The sequence below is a fragment of the Actinoplanes rectilineatus genome (genome assembly GCF_000962825.1).
Lineage (GTDB): Bacteria > Actinomycetota > Actinomycetes > Mycobacteriales > Micromonosporaceae > Actinoplanes > Actinoplanes rectilineatus.
In genome coordinates, this window is record NZ_JZKF01000002.1 from 54,836 (window position 1) to 71,038 (window position 16,203).

The window sequence follows — 16,203 nt, forward strand, 5'->3', positions numbered from 1 at the left end:
TCACAGCAGTGTGGTCAGGACACCTCCGTCGACGCGGACGGCCGTCCCGTTGACGGCGGAGGCGACGGGGCTGGCGAGGAAGGTCACCGCGGCGGCGATCTCGGCCGGTTCGATGAAGCGGCCCAGCAGGGACGTCTCGTTGGCGCCGATGATCGCGGCTTTCATCTGCTCCTCGGGGAGCGCCTGGGCCTGGGCCAGCGACCGGACCGTCTGGGCCACGCCGTCGGAGTAGGTCGGGCCGCCGAGCACCGAGTTGACGGTCACGGCGGTGCCCTTCGTGAGTTTCGCCAGGCCGTTGCCGACCGCGAGCATCGCCGTCTTGGAGGTGCCGTAGTGGATCATGTTGGCCGGGATGTTCACGCCCGACTCGCTGCTGACGAAGACGATCCGGCCCCAGCCCCGGTCGAGCATCGCCGGCAGGAGCCGGCGGGCGAGCCGGACTCCGCCGAGCACGTTGACCTCGAAGTACAGCCGCCAGTCGTCGTCGGTGACGAGCTCGAAGGGCTTGAGCTCGAAGAGGCCGACGTTGTTGATCAGGATGTCGACGTCCGGGAGCCGGCCGCACAGCCGATCGACGTCGGCGGCGACCGAGAAGTCGGCGGGCAGGCCGCTGACGGAGGCGCCGGGCACCTCCTGGCGCAGCTCCTCGACGGCCTTCTCCAGCTTCGCCGGGTCGCGGCCGTTGAGGATCACGCCGGCGCCCTCACCGGCCAGGGTCCGGGCCGTGGCGTAACCGATGCCCTGGCTGGATCCGCTGATGAAGGCGGTCTTCCCGGCGAGCTTCAGGTCCATGTGTTCCTCCTCGGTGATGGCCGCTGTCCGTCAGCGGCAGACTCGATGCTGCCTGCGCCCGATGAGCATCCGATGAGTGAACCGGTCGCGGGTCCCGGTACGCGGAGAACGTCGCGGGAACCGGGCGGAACGCGGCCACGGGCGGCACGGCGGCGGACCGGTCCGCCGCCGTGCCGGGGCTCACGACGTCAGCCGGCGCAGGAGCACGGTGAGGACGGCGTCGGGGGAGTCCATGCCGGCGATCTCGGCGGCCACCGCGGCGGCGGCCGCCGCCGGGGCCGATCCGGCCAGGATCTGTTCCACCGCGGCACCGGCCGCACCGGGCCGCGAGACGACGAGACCGGCGCCGCGTGCCGCCACCCGTTCGGCGTTGATGGGTTTGTCCAGGCCCATCGGGAGCAGCACCATCGGCAGCCCCGCGCTCAGGGTGGACAGCACGGTGCCGGCGCCCGCGGTGGTGACCACGAGGTCGCTCACCGCGAGGAGATCCTTCATGGGTACGAATCCCGCGCTGTGTACCTGGGGATCGGGCAGGTCCCGTTCCTCGAGCCCGTATCCGCTGTACGGCGCGACCAGGATGTCGACGTCGAGCGGCGTCAGCGAACTGACGACGAACTCGACGGCGTCGCGGTCCTCGACCACCGTTCCCATGGTCACGAGGACCACGGGCCGTTCGCCGCGGCCGCGGAACGCCGGTGGGTGCCACGAGTCGCCGGGAACGCTGTGCGGTTCCGGCCGGATCGGGATCCGGGTGACCGGGAACCTGTCGGTGGGACGCAGCAGGCTGTCCGGCCACGGGTCGAGGTAGGCGACCGGCGGCGTGGGCTTCACCCCGTACCCCGGGAAGTGGTCGTTGATCGCCTGTTCGAAGGCGGTGGCGAGCGGGGCGGCCAGGGGCAGGGCCGACCCGTGCACGGCGAACGGGATGCCGCGTGCGGCGGCGACGAGTCGGCCGAGGAAGTCGACCATGTCGGCGACGACGAGGTCGGGACGGAACTGTTCGGCCGCGGCGAGGGCCTGCTCGGCTCCCAGGTTCAGCCGTGACGCGACGAAGAACTCGGTCGCGCCGCGGGCCATGTCCTGCAGGGCGTCCAGCGTGGTCCGGTGGGTGACGTCGGCGAGGGTGGTGGCCATGTCCGGGCCGGCGGGCAGCAGGTCCAGGTCCGGGGCGGCGCTGTGCATGCCGGGGTGGGTGAGCAGGGCGACCTGGTGCCCGGCGCGGGCGGCGGCCCGGGCGAGGGGCAACAGCGGCAGCAGGTGGCCGTGGGCGGGGACGCTGGAGAACAGGATGCGCATGACGTCGCTTTCAGAGAGCCAGGAGGGTTTTGCCGACGACCGCGCGGTTCTCCATCGCGGTGTGTGCCGCGGCCGCCTGGTCGAGCGGGAACCGCCGGCCGATGAGCGGGCGTAGCCGGCCCGCTGCGGTCAGGGCGAGCGCCTCGGTCGTGCGCCGGGTCTGTTCCTCGGGCGGTCCGAAGACGCCGCGCTGGACCCGGATGCCACGTTCGGCGGCGACCTCGTCGGTGATCTCCGGCCAGCCGGCGGCCGCGCTGAACCCGAAGCTGATCATGCGGCCGCCGGTGCCGAGCAGGGTGAAGGCGCTCTCGGCGACAGCGCCGCCGACGCCGTCGAGGACCACGTCGATGCCGCCGCCGCTCGACCGGACCGTCTGCGGCCAGTCGGGTTCGCGGTAGTCGACCGCGATGTCCGCGCCCAACTCCAGGGTCGCCTCCCGCTTGACGGCCGATCCGGCCGCGGCCACGACCTCGGCGCCGGCGGCATGAGCCAGCTGTACGAGCAGGGAACCGACGCCGCCGGCGGCCGCTTCGACCAGGACCCGTTCGCCGGTCCGGATCCCGGCCGCTTCCATGATCATGAGTGCGGTCCGGCCGTCGGCGAGCAGGGCGGCGGCGTCGTCGGTCGCGACTCCGTCCGGCACCTCGATCACGTGCCGGGCGTCGACGGCCACCCGCTCGGCATAGCCGCCGGCGCCGCCGGTGCCGGTCACCACCCGCCGGCCGACCAGGTGCCGTTCGGCGCTGGATCCGGCGGCGACCACCGTGCCGGCCACGCCGTTGCCCGGGATCATCGGGGGTTTCGGGAACGGCCCGAAGCCGGTGGCCCGGAACATCGTCTCGATCCAGGTGATCCCGGCGAAGTCCACCGCCACCAGCACCTGGCCCGGCTCGGCCACCGGATCGGGGGTGTCCTCGATCCGCAGCGTGTCCGGTGCTCCGAAATCTCTCAACCACACTGCACGCACGAGACTCTCCTTCATTGGATAGAGCTGACTCTGACGAAAACTAGCAGCTATGATCAACTGATGACACCTCGAGGACGACGAGCGGAATACGCGCAGCTCACCCGGCAGGCGATCCTGGACGCCGCCCGCGACCTGTTCGTGCGCAACGGATACTTCGAGACCCGCGTCGAGGAGATCGCCGCCGCCGCCCGGGTCGCGCCCGCCACCGTCTACGCCGTCGGGGGTGGCAAGAACGGGCTGCTCCGGACCCTGATCGAGGACGGCGCCACCGCCGCCGACGTCACGGCGATCGTCAGCCGGATCCAGGCCGTCACCGATCCGGGCGAGCTGGTCCGGTTCATCGTCCACGCCACCCGGATCACCTTCGAGCAGTGGTCCGGGCTGATGCGGCAGGTCGCCGCCGCAGCCCCCCGCGAGGCCGGCGTGCGGGAGAGCCAGGTCATCGCCCACGACAGCATGCGCGGCGGCTTCGCGCTGGTGGCCGCACGACTGGCCGCGATGGGCGCGCTGGGCGACGGGGTGGACGAGAAGCGGGCGACCGACATCCTGTGGCTGTACCTTTGCAACGCGGCGTACTTCATCCGCACCGACGATCTCGGCTGGCCCCTCGACGACTCGGAGAGCTGGCTCACCGGCACGCTGACCGCGGCCCTTCTCGCCCCTGGCGCCACCCGATGACCACGTTCGCTGAGCACGTCCAGACGGTCCGGGCGGAGAGTTTCGCCGGGCGGGCGGCCGAGATGCGGCTGTTCCGGACCGTGCTGACCCGCGATCCGGCCCTTCCGGCGGTCCTTCACGTGCATGGCCCCGGCGGCATCGGCAAGACCGCCCTTCTGCACCGGTACGCCTCCGTCGCCCGCGCCGCCGGGCGGCCGGTGACACTCCTCGATAATCCGGAGGACGTTCCCGCCGCCGTCGCCGCCGCGTCGGACGCCACCGGTCCGGTTTTGCTGGTCGATGCGGTCGACGCGACCGACCGAGGGGACAGCGTGTGGCTCCGGCTGCGGGACACCCACCTTCCCCGGCTCCCGGCCGGCGCCGTCGTGGTCGTGGCGGGCCGTCGTCCGCCGGATGCCGACTGGCTCTCCGATCCCGGCTGGTCCCGGATCTTCCACGCCGTCGCCCTCGCCCCCCTGGCCCCGGCCGAGGTCGAGTCCCTGCTGGACATGCACGGGCTGACCGGCGAGCGGCGTACGGCGGTGGCGGATCTCGGCTGTGGCAACCCGTTCGCCCTCAACCTGGCCGCCCGGATGCCGGCCGGCCGTGATCTGACCCGGGCCGTCCTGGCCCGCGTCGTCGGTGACATCCCCTCGGCCGCGCACCGCCGCGCCCTCGACGTCTGCGCCCACGCCTACGACACCACGGAGGAACTGCTGCGCGCGGCGATCCCGGACGCCGACGCGACGGCGCTGTTCGACTGGCTCTGCGACCGGCCGTTCATCCACAGCGGCGACGACGGCCTGTACCCCGCCGAGGTGGTCCGGCGGGCGCTCGGCGACGAGCTGCGCTGGCGCGACCCCGACACGTACCGGGCCACCCACGCGGCGGTGAAGGCCCACCTGCTGCACCGTGCCCGGACCGCGTCCGACGACCGTCTTCTCGCCGCGATCCGGGACGTGACCTTCACCCAGCGTCTGCTGATGTCCCGGTCCTTCGTCTTCGACCGCGGTCACGACCTGCGCGAACACCCTTATCGCGCGTCGGACCGGGAGGCGGTGCTGGCCATCGCCCGCGCGACGGAGGGTTCCGGGTCCGCCGCCGTCGCCGCCTTCTGGCTGGACCACCGGCCCGACGCGGTCACGGTCTACCGGGCGGCCGGGGACGAGTCGCCCACGGCCTTCCTCATCAGGCCGCGGCTGACCACACCGACCGCGGCGGAACTGTCCGCGGACCCGGCCGTCGCGGCGGCCTGGCGCCATGTCCAGCACACCACGCCGCTGCGGCCCGGCGAGCACTTCGCCGTGATGCGGTTCGCCGTCGACGCCCGGCAGCCCTGGCGCCCCTCGGCGTCGATGGACCTCATGCAGATCCGGTGCGCGGCCGAGATGATCCGGGCACGCAACCTCGCCTGGCACTTCATCGTGGCGCCCACGTCCGGTTTCTGGGCCGAGGCGTTCACCGCGCACGGCTCGGGCACCGAGATCGCCGCGCTGACCATCGGCGGCCGGGACCTGACCGTGTACGCGGCCGACTGGCGGGTCCGGACATCCGACGACTGGCACTCCTGGACCGACGACCGGATGCTGTCGCGCCGTACGGTCGACGACGCCGGCCGGGAACAGCTCGTGGCACGCCCGACGCGGCTGGAGTTCGACACCGCACTCCGCGACGTGCTGCGGCACTGGCGCCGGCCCGACCTGCTCGCCGACAGCCCGCTGCTCCGGGGCCGGCCGGTGGCGGTGATCAAGGAGAACGTCGAGGGAGCGCTGGGTGTCCTCGCCGGCGACCCGCGTCACCACAAGTTCTCCCGCGCGGTCCGGGCGACGTACCTCATCGGCGTACCCACGCAGGAGGCCGCCGCCGAACGTCTGGGCCTGCCGTTCAGCACCTATCGCCGGCATCTGGGCCGTGGCCTCTCCGCGCTCGCCGACATCCTCTGGAAGCAGGAGATGTACGGCGTCGACCCCGCCGGGGCGTCGTGACCCGGACGATCGTCACCGCCGTCACCGACCCGGCCGGCAGTCCGTCCCGGGGTGCGATCAGGAACCGGCGCCAGCCCAGGAATTCGCCGCTGCCCGTGTCGACGGCGATCTCCACCCGGTCGCCCCGGGCGTCCAGGGTGACCGCTGTGCCGTTGCGGCCGTCGCGCAGCACGACCGGCTGTGGGTCCATGCTCAGCCCCGGCAGGGTGGCGAGGGCCCGGTAGATGTCGGCGCGGCTGCGGGCGGCGATCCCGCTCTCCAGGGCGGCGGCCGCGTACAGCAGCGACTCCTGCTCGAGGCCGGCCGCGTCGAGCTCGGCGCCGTCGGCGACCACGTCCGCGTGCAGCCGGGCGACGAGCGCCGCGGGTTCCTCCGGCAGCCCGGCGAGGAAGACCGGCGTGGGGTCCTGCCACAGGCCGGGCCGGGTGCAGGGGTCCTGACCCGGCGTCGGGAAGTAGTCGCCGCAGACACCCTGCCAGTCGTTGATCACCACACCGGTGTCCGCGCCCCGGTCCGGTGCCCATCCCTCGTCCGGGGCGAGTTCGCGGGTGCGCCGGTGCCACGGTTCCTCCGGGTCCGCGGGGATCCGCTCCCGCACCAGGAAGTCGTGGCGGTCCACACCGGTTCCGCCGTCCTCGCTGGGGAAGACGTCGAGCTCGAACTGCCGGATCGTGACGAGCCGTGCCTCGCCGTGGTCCGGCGCGGACCGTTCCGCGGCCTCGGCGGCGGCGCGCAGGGCGGCGGCCGCGTCCGGCGGCGTCGCACCGCGACCGGCCACCTTGGTGGCGGTCATCAAGCTGAGGATCAGCGCGCCGGCTGCCGCTGCCGCCACGATCCGCCCTCGCCGCCGGGATGGCGGGGGTGGGGGCGGGGTCGTGGTGTCGAGGTCGATGGCGCCGTCAGGATGCGTGGACATGATGGCGAAGACGACCACGCGGCGGTGCTCATTCGGAATGCCATCGGATGCTCAGGTCAGACCTGGTACCGGGCGGCCATGGTGTGCACGGCCTCGTCCACGGCCCGGTCGATCGCGGCCCGGTCCGGCGCCCAGTGCGGGAGCAGCAGGCCGGGCCAGAAGACGAAATTGGAGATCATGCCGAGGAACTGGGTGGCGGCCAGTTCGGTGTCCTCGACCTTCGCGGCACCGGCGGCGTGCACGGCGGCCAGGTACCGGCTGACGGTCTCGAAGTAGGGCATCTTGCCCCGGCTGAACTGGGCCTCGCCCAGTTCGGGGAAGCGGGGCAGCTCGGCGATGACGATGCGGAACAGCGCGGTCATGCCGGGGCGGGTGAGCAGCTCGACGTAGCGGTGACCGATCGCGGTCAGTCCGGCGGTCAGGTCGCCGGGCGGCGGTTCCGGGCTGTCGTCCTCCTCGACCTGCCAGGACTCGGTGACGATCGCGTCGAAGAGGGCCGCCTTCGTCGGGAACTGCTTGAAGAGCGTGGCCTTGGACACCCCGGCCCCCTCCGCGATCTTCGCCAGGGAGGTGCCGTCGTAGCCGGAGGCGAGAAAGAGGCTGGTCGCGGCTTCGAGGATGACGGCGCGTTTCTGCTGCGCCACCCGCTGGTGGTACGCCGAGGGTTCGGTGCTCATGGCCCCAGTATGCCGGAAGGCGAGGTGAGTCACTTGACTCGCCACCGTGTGCGGCGGTAGCTTCAAATGGCGAGGTGAGCCGGTTAGCTCACCATTCGGATTTCATCGGAAGGCCGCCATGACACGCTTCACCTCACACACCGTCCTGATCACCGGTGGCACCGGCGGCCTCGGCGAGAGTCACGTCCGCGCCTACCACGCCGAAGGCGCGAACGTCGTGATCGGCAGTTCCGCCCGCGGACTGAGCCGGGCCACCGCACTCGCCGCGGAACTCGGCGACCGGGCCCTCGCGGTCCGCCTCGACGTCACCGCCGAGCAGGACTGGACCGCAGCGGTCAGCGCCGCCGAGCAGACGTTCGGAAAGCTGACGATCCTGGTCAACAACGCCGGTGTGCAGAACGCGGCCACACCCGTCGAGGCGACCGACCCGGCGGTCTGGGAACGGACGTTCGCGGTCAACGTGACCGGCCAGTTCCTCGGCATCCGGGCCGTCACCCCGGCACTGCGCCGGGCCGGCGGCGGCTCCATCGTCACCATCGGCTCGACGATGGCGTACGGCGGCACCGCCCTCTACGCGTCCTACGTCGCGAGCAAATGGGCGCTCCGCGGCCTGACCCGCAGCGCCGCCCTCGAACTGGGCCGCGACGGCATCCGGGTCAACGCCATCCACCCCGGCGTCATCTCGACCAAGCTGATCCACGAACCGGCCGAGCCCGGCGGACAGCCGATCGCGGACTTCTACGACCCGGCGCCGTTCGCGATCCCCCGCCTGGGACAACCGGCCGACGTGACCGCGGCCCTGCTCTACCTCACCTCCGCCGAGGCGTCCTTCGCCACCGGCACCGAACTCGTCCTGGACGGCGGCCTGCTGCTCGGCCCCGCCCTGCCGGCCGCCTGACCCGAGGCACCCATGCCGACGGACCAGGCCATCCGCGCGGCGCTGGCGCTGACCCCCGCGTCACCCACCCGCGCCCGCATCATCGACATCACCACCACCGGACGCCGCACCGGCCGCCCGCGACGGATCGAGATCTTCTTCTACCGCGTACACGGCCGTTACTACCTCAACAGCGGGCTCCTGTCCCCGCCGAGCTGGTACGCCAACCTGCGGGCCCACCCCGAGTTCGTCTTCCACCTCAAGAACGGTGTGCGGGCCGACCTGCGCGCCCACGCCCGCCCGGTCACCGACCCGCAGGAACGGCTGACGGTCTTCACCGCGGTGGTCGACGACCTCAACCAGCCGAGCAACCCGGGCACCATCGCCCAGCCCACGAACCTCGCCGACTGGCTCCGCACGAGCCGCCTCGTCGAAGTGACCTTCCCCGGCGGGCCGGCATGAGCCGCCCGGCCCGCCCCACGGCATCAGCGTGAAAGGAACCACCATGCAACGCTTCCTCGGAAAGACCATCCTGATCACCGGCGGCGCCGGCGGCATGGGCGCCTCGCATCTGCGCGGCTACCTCGCCGAGGGTGCGAACGTCGTGATCGGCGACATCCGTGACGACCGCGGCCGCGCGCTCGTCGCCGAGGCCGGCGACCGGGCCCACTACGTCCACCTGGACGTCACCTCCGCCGCCGACTGGCAGAACGCCGTCACCGAGACCGAGAACCGGTTCGGGCCGATCTCGGTGCTGGTCAACAACGCCGGCATCCTCAGCCGGTCCGCGCCGATCGAGCAGAGCGATCCGGAGAACTTCCGCCACGTCGTGGACGTCAACCTCACCGGACCGTACCTGGGTATCCGGGCGGCCGTCCCGTCCCTGCGCCGGGCCGGCGGCGGCGTGATCATCAATATCGCCTCGACCTCGGCGAACGTCGGCACGGCACTCATCGCCGCCTACGTCTCCAGCAAGTGGGCGCTCCGCGGGCTGACCCGCTCGGCCGCCATGGAACTCGGCCGCGACGACATCCGGGTCAACTCCATCCACCCCGGCGTCGTGAACACCCCGCTGATCACCGAACCCCTGCACCCCGGCGCGCAGCCGGTCAGCGACTACTACTCGCCCGACGCCTTCGCCATCAAGCGGCTCGCCGAACCGCAGGACATCACCCGTCTGCTCCTGTTCCTCAGCTCCGACGAGGCGTCCTTCGTCACCGGCTCGGAGTTCGTCGCGGACGGCGGCATGCTGCTCGGCCCGGCCCTGGCCGCCGGACAGACCCAGAACCAGAGCTGACCCTCCGCTGCGAAAGGCCCCGGGCCGTCGTCCGGGGCCTTTCCCGTCCCGTCAGGAAGAGAAATGCCGTTTCACCTGCACCCCCGGATCAGCACCCTCATCGCCGCGGGCGCCGGACCGTCCGGATCACCGGGATTCGCCGGCCTCCGGCGCGGAGACCCCGCCGGACTGCGTGCCGTCCTCGACCACGGCCTGGCCCAGATGAGCGCACTGCCGCCCACCCCCGGCGTCACCGCCCGGACCTACCGGATCACCGCCGAGGACGGGACCCCGCTCCGGCTGCGCTGGTACACCCGCGACGGAGCCACACCCGGTTCCGCGGTCGTCCACCTGCACGGCGGCGGCATGATCGCCGGCAGCGCCGATCTGTACGAGCCACTCGTGCGCACGTATGTCGCGTGGACCGGGGTCCCGTTCCTCGCGGTCGACTACCGCCTCGCCCCGGGCGCGGCCGTCGGCGTCCCGGCCGGCGACGCCTTCGCCGGGCTGCGCTGGGCGCGGGCGAACGCCGGTGACCTCGGCATCGACCCGGCCCGGATCGCGGTGATGGGTGACAGCGCCGGCGGAGGCGTCGCCGCGGCCACCGCGATCCTCGCCCGCAACGCCGGCATACCGATCGCCCGGCAGATCCTGATCTATCCGATGCTCGACGACCGCAACCTGATCCCGAACCGGCACCTCACCGCCGAGCCGACGATCTTCTCGTACGACTTCAACTTCACCGCCTGGCGCGCGGTCCTCGGCGACATCCACGGCACCGACGCCGTACCCGCGATCGCCGCCCCGGCCCGCAACACCGACTTCGCCGATCTCGCACCCGCCTACATCGAAGTCGGTGAACTGGACATCTTCCGCGACGAGGACGTCGACTACGCCCGCCGGTTGTGGGCCGCCGGCGTCTCCACCGAACTGCACGTCCACCCCGGGCTGCCGCACGCCTTCGACGTTCTGCTCATCGGCGACGAGGCCGGCGAACGCCACAAGACCGAACGCGTCCGGGTGCTGCACGACCTCTGAGCAGGGTCACGGTGTGTCGCGGCCGGCGAGCAGGGCGGCGTCCAGCGCGGCCAGGTGACCGGCGACCGGTCCCAGGCTCAGCAGGCCGCTGGCCGCCCCGGCCCACTCGGCGGCCGCCGGGGCCAGGGCCCGCCGGGCGCGCGACATCGCCGGCCGGTCACCGGCGGTGATCGCGGCCCGGCCGAGCAGCGCCCACATCGCCTCGGCCAGCAGATCCGCGGGCGGGCCGGGCACCTCGGCGAGCACGGCCCCACCCGGGTCGAGCAGGGGACGGACCCACGGCTCGAACGGACCCCACTGCGATCCGGCCGGCGGCAGGTCCCGCCGCATCCGGAGGCCGAGCAGGGCCAGCGGCAGGAGACCGTCGTGCATGCCGGGCATTCCCGCGGTCGCCAGGCGGGCCGCCGCCGCACGGTAGAGCTCCTCCGCCCGCTCCACCGGCACCTGCTCGGCGACGTCGGCCCGCAGCGCCCGGTACCACTGGGTGAAGACGCGGGCGAGGGGACGGTCGTGCCGGTCGGCGAGGGTGTCGGCGGCGTGCGCGTGCTGGTCGGCGGCGTCGAAGTCGACGACCGCGCAGCTCGCCTGCAACCGGATCAGATGCCCGAGCAGTTCCAGGCCGGCCATGCCGTGCCGGGTGGCCAGACCGACCAGCTCGGCGCCGATCGCGTCACGCCCGGCCGACCCGCCGGTGCGATGGCAGCTCTGCATGAAGACGGCGTTGAGGGCGAACCCGAGCAGCGCCGGGTCGTCCAGTTCCCGGGCGATGGCCTCGGCCTGCCGGGCACAGTCACGGGGCCGGGCGTCGTGAGAGCCCCGGGACTCGACGCCGATGGTGGCGAGCAGCCGGGCCCGGGCCGGCAGGTGACCGGTGCCGGGCAGGGCGGCGAGAGCCCGCTCCGCGGCGGCGACGATACCCGCGGCCTGGGCGGGATCGTCGGAACGGGTCCAGATCGCGGGCACGTCGTAGGCGCCGATCACCCGGGCGGTCAGCTCCGGGTCGCCGAGCTCCTCGGCCGCGGCGACCGCCGCCGCCCGCTGCTCCCGGGCCACCTCGAGGCCGTCCGGGCCGGTGACGGCGAGGTTGCGCAGCAGCCCGACCGCCGACTCCAGCCGCACCCGGGAACCCCCGGCCTCCAGCGCCGCCGACGCCCGGCTCCACACCGCCGCCGCCGGATCCTCCAGCCGCGCTTCCTGGCGCAGGATGTCGGTCTCCAGCCGGCGCAGCGCCGGTCCCGGTTCCACCCCGAGCTGACCGTCGAGCAACTCCCGCGCCCGTCGCAGCACGGCCAGCGCGTCACCCTGCCGCCCCGAGCGGTACAGGGCCAGCGCCAGTAGCCGCCACCCCGACTCCCGCCACGGATGCGCGGTGACATGCTCGTCCAGGTCCGGCACCGCCTCGGCGGCCCGGCCCACCCCGAGACACGCCTCCGCGCGACGTTCGACCGCCTGCGACCTGAGCTCGGCGAGACGGGACCGGTCCGCGACCGGCCAGGCCGTTTCCAGGAAGTCGGCGTACGCGGGACCGCGCCACCAGGAGAGCGCCTCGTCGAGCACCGCCAGCGCGGTGACGTCCGGTGCCGTGGCGGCCCGTCCCACGGCGTGCTCGAACCGCCAGGCGTCCACCGAGTCGGGGGCGGCTCTCAGCGCGTACCCCGAAGCCTGGGTGACCAGCAACGTGGCCGGCGCCCTGGCGGGTCTTCCGGGTTCGAGCGCGCGGCGCAGCGCCGCGACGAAGGTGCGGACCGCGGCCACCGCCCCGTCCGGCGGCGACACCCACAGGTCGTCGACGAGAACGGTCACCGGCACGATCCGGCCGCGGGCCACGATCAGGCGGCCCAGCACCGCGCGGTGCATCGGCCCCTTCACGTCGAGCGGCCCGTGCGCGTCCTCGGCGGTGACCGGCCCGAGAACGCCGAACCGAATCTCCCCACCCACGCCGTCACGCTACCCGCGGTGCTAGTTGCCCGCGCCGAGGGAACCCATCATCGCGGTGGGGTAGCGGTCACCCCGGGCCGCGCCCGCGGGAACGGCCTTCTCGATCTCGGCCAGGTCGTCGGCGGTCAGCGTCAGGTCCAGGGCCGGCAGCGCCTCGGACAGCCGCTCGCGGGTGCGGGCACCCACCAGCGGGACGACGTCGGCGCCCTGGGCGGCCACCCACGCGATGGCCAGCTGGGCCACCGTGGCGCCCTTGGCGTCGGCGACCCGGCGCAGGGCCTCGACCAGGGACAGGTTGTGGTCGACGTTCTCGGCCGAGAACCGCGGGGTCATCCCGCGGAAGTCGCCCTCCCGGCCGCTCCCGGCCGCGTTCCAGTGGCCGGAGATCAAACCACGGCTGAGGACACCGTACGCGGTCAGCCCGATCCCCAGTTCGCGCAGCGTGGGCAGGATGTCCTGCTCGACTGCGCGGGAGATCAGCGAGTACTCGATCTGCAGGTCGGACACCGGGTGCACGGCGTTGGCCCGGCGGATGGTCGCCGCGTCGACCTCGGAGAGCCCGACGTGCCGGACGAAACCGGCGTCGATCATCTCCTTGATCGCGCCGACCGTGTCCTCGATCGGGACCGACGGGTCGAGGCGCGCGGGACGGTAGATGTCGATGTAGTCGGTGCCGAGCCGGTTCAGCGAGTACGCCAGGAAGTTCCTGACCGCCGCGGGACGCCCGTCGTTGCCGCCCCACGAGTCGTCGGGGCCGCGCAGCGCGCCGAACTTCACGCTCAGCACGTAGCTGTCCCGGGGCCGGCCGCGCAGCGCCTCGGCGAGCAGCAGTTCGTTGTGGCCCATGCCGTAGAAGTCGCCGGTGTCGATCAGTGTGACGCCGGCGTCCAGCGCCGCGTGCACCGTGGCGATGCTCTCCTCGCGTTCGGAGGCGCCGTAGACGCCGTGCGACATGCCCATCGCGCCCAGGCCGAGCGCTGAGACGACAGGACCGGTGGTGCCCAGGTTTCGTTTCCGCATGGATCCCACCCTGTGCCGGTCGCCGGGGATGCGGGAGAGGAGCGCTTATCGTAGGAGTGCCGCTCCCTGGAAAGCCGTCCGGCCGGAAGGCACAGTGGGATGCATGCAGAGTGACGAGCTGGCCGACTTTCTGCGCCGCCGCCGGGAGGCGATCAGGCCGGCCGAGGTGGGCCTGGCCGAAGGGCCCCGCCGGCGTACGGCCGGGCTGCGCCGTGAAGAGGTGGCGATGCTCGCCGGCATGTCGTCCGACTATGTGGTACGCCTCGAGCAGGGCCGCAGCAGCCAGCCGTCCACGCAGATGCTGGCGGCGCTGAGCCGTGCGCTGCGGCTCTCCGACGACGAACGTGACCACCTGTTCCACCTGGCCGGTCACCAGCCGGTGCCCGCCGACGGCACTGCCCGGCTGGCCCGCGCCGGCCTGCTGCGCATGCTCGACCTGCTCGTCGGCACGCCCGCGCTGGTGGTGTCCGACCTGGGGGAGACCCTGGCGCAGAACCGGGCGGCGCTGCTGCTGGTGGGGGAGCAGACGGCGTACACGGGTGACCGGCGCTTCCACGTGTACCGCTGGTTCACCGACCCGCGGGTGCCCGAGAATCACCCGCCCGAGGAGCGCGCGCACCTGGCCCGCGCGATCGTGTCGGACCTGCGGGCGGTCGCCGGGCGGCGGCACGACGACCCCACTCTGGTACGCCTGATCGCGGCGCTGACCGCCGAGAGCGAGGGGTTTCGCACGTTGTGGGCCGAGCACGAGGTCGGCGTCCGCCGGGCCGACCGTAAGACGTTCGTCCACCCGCGGGTGGGGCCGGTGCAGATGAACTGCGAAACCCTGGTCACGCCGGATCAGCGGCAGCTGCTGCTGGTGCTCACCCCGGCCGACGCCGCCGCCCGCGAACGCCTCGACCTGCTGAACGTGATCGGCCTCCAGGCGTTCCCGGCCGGCGTGTAGGGCATCGAAGATCTCCCCTACATGTTGCGGAAAACAAAGTCTGCAATCGCGGAAGTAAACCCTGCAGATGCGGAAAACTGATGGCCTCTCCGGCATGGATGGGGCTCTTTCCGGCATCGCTCAACGGCAGCTCACAGGGGTTTTGAGCAGGAGGTTGGCGGAGGAGCCCGCGATCGTTCTCAACGGTCCTCGGACGGTGGGCAAGAGCACCCTGCTTCACGAGCTGGCAGACCGGTCGCAGCAGCCGGTCATCGACTGTGACGATCCGGCGACGAGAGCGGCGGTCCGGGCCGATCCCGGGCGCTTCGCCAGTGGCCCGGGCCCGGTTCTGATCGATGAATACCAGCATGTCCCCGAGCTTCTGGACGTCATCAAGGCAGGGCTCAATCGCGACCTCAGCCCGGGACGGTTCGTCCTGGCCGGTTCGACGCGATATGAGACGGTTCCGCAGGCGGGCCAGGACGGCACCACGGTCGTGCCGCTCGACGCCCTCTGGACGAACCGCTCCTGATCTCAGGAGTCGCGCTGGCGGCGGCGCATGACGAGCCAGGTGATCCAGCCGGCGCCGATGATGAAACCGAAACTGATGATGCGGTAGAGCACGACGGCGGCGATCGCGGTCGCCATGCTGGTGCCGCCGGCCACCAGGCCCAGGATCAGGGCGTTGTCGATGATGCCGAGGCCGCCGGGGACCAGGGTGACGGTGCCGGCCGCCATGCCGGCGCAGAAGGCGAGCAACACCTGCGTGGCGCTGACCGGCTGGTCGGTGACGGCGTGCAGGCACATCCACAGGCACGCGGCGTCCAGGCCCCAGTTCAGCACCGCGAAGACGGCGGCCATGGCGCCGCGCCCGGCGGTCAGGCGGGCCGAGCCGAGCTGGCCGACGAAGGCGCGGACGTGGTCGAGGCCCTGCCCGGCGGGCCGGCCGCGCAGCCGGTTGACCCGGGCCAGCACCGCCCCGGCGGGGGCGTCGACGATCTCGGGGCGACGGGTGACCTGCCGGATGCCGATCACTATCAGCGCGATGACGGCGACCAGGCCGGCGATGCTGAACCACTGTGGGTCGCCGTCGGAGGCCACCGCCCCGGCCGCGGTGACGACGGCGAGGGCGGTGGTGGACAGGATGCCGGACAGCGCGATGCACCAGGAGGCGACCGCCGGTGTGGCCCCGAACCGGCGCAGCTGCTGGTAGTTGAACTTGGCGGAGAACGCGGGACCGCCGGGCAGCGTCTCGTTGAGGGAGTGCGCGGCGTACGCGAGAGCGAGGTTGCGGTGCACCGGAACCCGCAGGCCGGCGGAGAGCAGCAGGGACTGCTGCATGCGGGCGTAGGCGCCCATGGCGATCAGTTCGGCGGCGAGCGCCGCGGCGAGCCAGCCGGCGTGCGGGGCGCGGAGCTGCGACATCGCGGAGACCAGCGACGGCCAGCCGAGCACGAGCTCGACGGCGAACAGGACGACGATCGCGGTGACCATGGTGTGCCGCAGCCACGGACGGGTCCGGCGCGGTGCGGCGGTGTCCGGGCCGTCGTCGTCGAGGTTCCGTTCGATGATCACGGTTGGTACTGCCCGGCCGGGGACGAAGTCACGCATGGGAGCGGTGCTCAGCCGATGTCGCGGGTCCGAGGCCCGGGAGACCGCGGACGCGCTCGGCATCCCGGAGGGCACGGTCAAGTCCCGGGCCCACTACGCGCTGCGGACGCTGCGCCGCCACGCCGAGCCGCCCCGGCGTCCACACAGCTCACCCACTCTTTGCCCACAGGGGTCTTCCTAGCCTGAGCCCGGTCGGCCGCCGCCGCGACGCGACGGCGGCCGCGTACA

At 72.7% G+C, this 16,203-nt stretch carries 16 protein-coding genes and 1 pseudogene; 9 read left to right on the forward strand and 8 right to left on the reverse strand.

Features of this window, described 5'->3' with window-relative positions; genetic code table 11:
• From WH85_RS01535 to WH85_RS01545, 3 genes are all read right to left on the reverse strand, one after another.
• Positions 1-792, reverse strand: coding sequence for an SDR family NAD(P)-dependent oxidoreductase (locus tag WH85_RS01535; RefSeq protein ID WP_211275250.1), 792 nt, complete (start codon positions 790-792; stop codon positions 1-3).
• A 180-nt stretch (positions 793-972) separates the two neighbouring features.
• A complete protein-coding gene (locus WH85_RS01540; RefSeq protein ID WP_045739805.1) occupies positions 973-2,088 on the reverse strand; it encodes a glycosyltransferase in 1,116 nt (371 codons plus the stop codon).
• 10 nt (positions 2,089-2,098) lie between these two features.
• Positions 2,099-3,055: a zinc-binding dehydrogenase gene (locus WH85_RS01545; protein WP_045739953.1), complete on the reverse strand. Its 957-nt coding sequence runs from the start codon at positions 3,053-3,055 to the stop codon at positions 2,099-2,101.
• Positions 3,056-3,115: 60 nt separating this feature from the next.
• Between WH85_RS01545 and WH85_RS01550 the strand changes: the two genes are divergently transcribed.
• A complete protein-coding gene (locus tag WH85_RS01550) occupies positions 3,116-3,733 on the forward strand; it encodes a TetR/AcrR family transcriptional regulator (protein ID WP_045739806.1) in 618 nt (205 codons plus the stop codon).
• The gene (locus tag WH85_RS01555; protein WP_045739807.1) at positions 3,730-5,697 is read left to right on the forward strand and encodes a hypothetical protein; all 1,968 of its coding nucleotides are present in this window, start codon (positions 3,730-3,732) and stop codon (positions 5,695-5,697) included. The genes WH85_RS01550 and WH85_RS01555 overlap by 4 nt, the downstream gene beginning before the upstream one ends.
• Here WH85_RS01555 and WH85_RS01560 read toward each other — a convergent pair.
• Entirely contained in the window at positions 5,597-6,613 is a 1,017-nt protein-coding gene (locus tag WH85_RS01560) for a hypothetical protein (protein WP_157410683.1), read from the reverse strand. The genes WH85_RS01555 and WH85_RS01560 overlap by 101 nt on opposite strands.
• Positions 6,614-6,669: 56 nt before the next feature.
• Positions 6,670-7,290: a TetR/AcrR family transcriptional regulator gene (locus WH85_RS01565; RefSeq protein WP_045739809.1), complete on the reverse strand. Its 621-nt coding sequence runs from the start codon at positions 7,288-7,290 to the stop codon at positions 6,670-6,672.
• A 118-nt stretch (positions 7,291-7,408) separates the two neighbouring features.
• Here WH85_RS01565 and WH85_RS01570 point away from each other — a divergent pair, with 118 nt between their 5' ends.
• The 4 genes from WH85_RS01570 to WH85_RS01585 all read left to right on the forward strand — a co-directional run bounded on the left by WH85_RS01570 (position 7,409) and on the right by WH85_RS01585 (position 10,481).
• Positions 7,409-8,188 carry an SDR family NAD(P)-dependent oxidoreductase gene (locus tag WH85_RS01570; RefSeq protein WP_045739810.1) on the forward strand — a complete coding sequence of 260 codons (780 nt, stop codon included), beginning with the start codon at positions 7,409-7,411 and terminating at the stop codon, positions 8,186-8,188.
• Positions 8,189-8,200: 12 nt separating this feature from the next.
• Positions 8,201-8,629 (forward strand): nitroreductase/quinone reductase family protein, encoded by a 429-nt coding sequence (locus tag WH85_RS01575; protein WP_045739811.1) that lies wholly within the window; start codon positions 8,201-8,203, stop codon positions 8,627-8,629.
• Positions 8,630-8,672: 43 nt separating this feature from the next.
• Positions 8,673-9,464, forward strand: a complete 792-nt coding sequence (locus WH85_RS01580; RefSeq protein ID WP_045739812.1) for a glucose 1-dehydrogenase — start codon at positions 8,673-8,675, stop codon at positions 9,462-9,464.
• A 63-nt stretch (positions 9,465-9,527) separates the two neighbouring features.
• A complete protein-coding gene (locus WH85_RS01585; protein ID WP_045739813.1) occupies positions 9,528-10,481 on the forward strand; it encodes an alpha/beta hydrolase in 954 nt (317 codons plus the stop codon).
• 6 nt (positions 10,482-10,487) lie between these two features.
• On the opposite strand, the gene WH85_RS01590 is transcribed toward WH85_RS01585, so the two are convergent.
• On the reverse strand, positions 10,488-12,419 hold the full coding sequence (locus WH85_RS01590; RefSeq protein WP_045739814.1) for an AfsR/SARP family transcriptional regulator: 1,932 nt from the start codon (positions 12,417-12,419) through the stop codon (positions 10,488-10,490).
• A gap of 21 nt (positions 12,420-12,440) precedes the next feature.
• Positions 12,441-13,439 (reverse strand): aldo/keto reductase, encoded by a 999-nt coding sequence (locus WH85_RS01595; protein ID WP_045739815.1) that lies wholly within the window; start codon positions 13,437-13,439, stop codon positions 12,441-12,443.
• Between the two features lie 103 nt (positions 13,440-13,542).
• Between WH85_RS01595 and WH85_RS01600 the strand changes: the two genes are divergently transcribed.
• Positions 13,543-14,385: a helix-turn-helix transcriptional regulator gene (locus WH85_RS01600; protein ID WP_045739816.1), complete on the forward strand. Its 843-nt coding sequence runs from the start codon at positions 13,543-13,545 to the stop codon at positions 14,383-14,385.
• Positions 14,386-14,581: 196 nt separating this feature from the next.
• On the forward strand, positions 14,582-14,896 hold the full coding sequence (locus WH85_RS01605; protein ID WP_045739817.1) for an AAA family ATPase: 315 nt from the start codon (positions 14,582-14,584) through the stop codon (positions 14,894-14,896).
• Between the two features lie 2 nt (positions 14,897-14,898).
• On the opposite strand, the gene WH85_RS01610 is transcribed toward WH85_RS01605, so the two are convergent.
• Positions 14,899-15,975 (reverse strand): lysylphosphatidylglycerol synthase transmembrane domain-containing protein, encoded by a 1,077-nt coding sequence (locus WH85_RS01610; RefSeq protein WP_083448713.1) that lies wholly within the window; start codon positions 15,973-15,975, stop codon positions 14,899-14,901.
• 7 nt (positions 15,976-15,982) lie between these two features.
• Here WH85_RS01610 and WH85_RS48365 point away from each other — a divergent pair.
• Positions 15,983-16,156: pseudogene (locus tag WH85_RS48365) on the forward strand (sigma factor-like helix-turn-helix DNA-binding protein); the annotation flags it as partial.
• Between the last annotated feature and the right edge of the window lie 47 nt (positions 16,157-16,203).

Excerpts from the sequence above, each read along its gene's own strand:
- WH85_RS01535 (WP_211275250.1), bottom strand. The coding sequence starts at position 792 with ATGGACCTGAAGCTCGCCGGGAAGACCGCCTTCATCAGCGGATCCAGC.
- WH85_RS01540 (WP_045739805.1), bottom strand. The coding sequence starts at position 2,088 with ATGCGCATCCTGTTCTCCAGCGTCCCCGCCCACGGCCACCTGCTGCCG.
- WH85_RS01550 (WP_045739806.1), top strand. The coding sequence starts at position 3,116 with ATGACACCTCGAGGACGACGAGCGGAATACGCGCAGCTCACCCGGCAG.
- WH85_RS01555 (WP_045739807.1), top strand. The coding sequence starts at position 3,730 with ATGACCACGTTCGCTGAGCACGTCCAGACGGTCCGGGCGGAGAGTTTC.
- WH85_RS01560 (WP_157410683.1), bottom strand. The coding sequence starts at position 6,613 with ATGTCCACGCATCCTGACGGCGCCATCGACCTCGACACCACGACCCCG.
- WH85_RS01565 (WP_045739809.1), bottom strand. The coding sequence starts at position 7,290 with ATGAGCACCGAACCCTCGGCGTACCACCAGCGGGTGGCGCAGCAGAAA.
- WH85_RS01570 (WP_045739810.1), top strand. The coding sequence starts at position 7,409 with ATGACACGCTTCACCTCACACACCGTCCTGATCACCGGTGGCACCGGC.
- WH85_RS01575 (WP_045739811.1), top strand. The coding sequence starts at position 8,201 with ATGCCGACGGACCAGGCCATCCGCGCGGCGCTGGCGCTGACCCCCGCG.
- WH85_RS01580 (WP_045739812.1), top strand. The coding sequence starts at position 8,673 with ATGCAACGCTTCCTCGGAAAGACCATCCTGATCACCGGCGGCGCCGGC.
- WH85_RS01585 (WP_045739813.1), top strand. The coding sequence starts at position 9,528 with ATGCCGTTTCACCTGCACCCCCGGATCAGCACCCTCATCGCCGCGGGC.
- WH85_RS01595 (WP_045739815.1), bottom strand. The coding sequence starts at position 13,439 with ATGCGGAAACGAAACCTGGGCACCACCGGTCCTGTCGTCTCAGCGCTC.
- WH85_RS01600 (WP_045739816.1), top strand. The coding sequence starts at position 13,543 with ATGCAGAGTGACGAGCTGGCCGACTTTCTGCGCCGCCGCCGGGAGGCG.
- WH85_RS01610 (WP_083448713.1), bottom strand. The coding sequence starts at position 15,975 with ATGCGTGACTTCGTCCCCGGCCGGGCAGTACCAACCGTGATCATCGAA.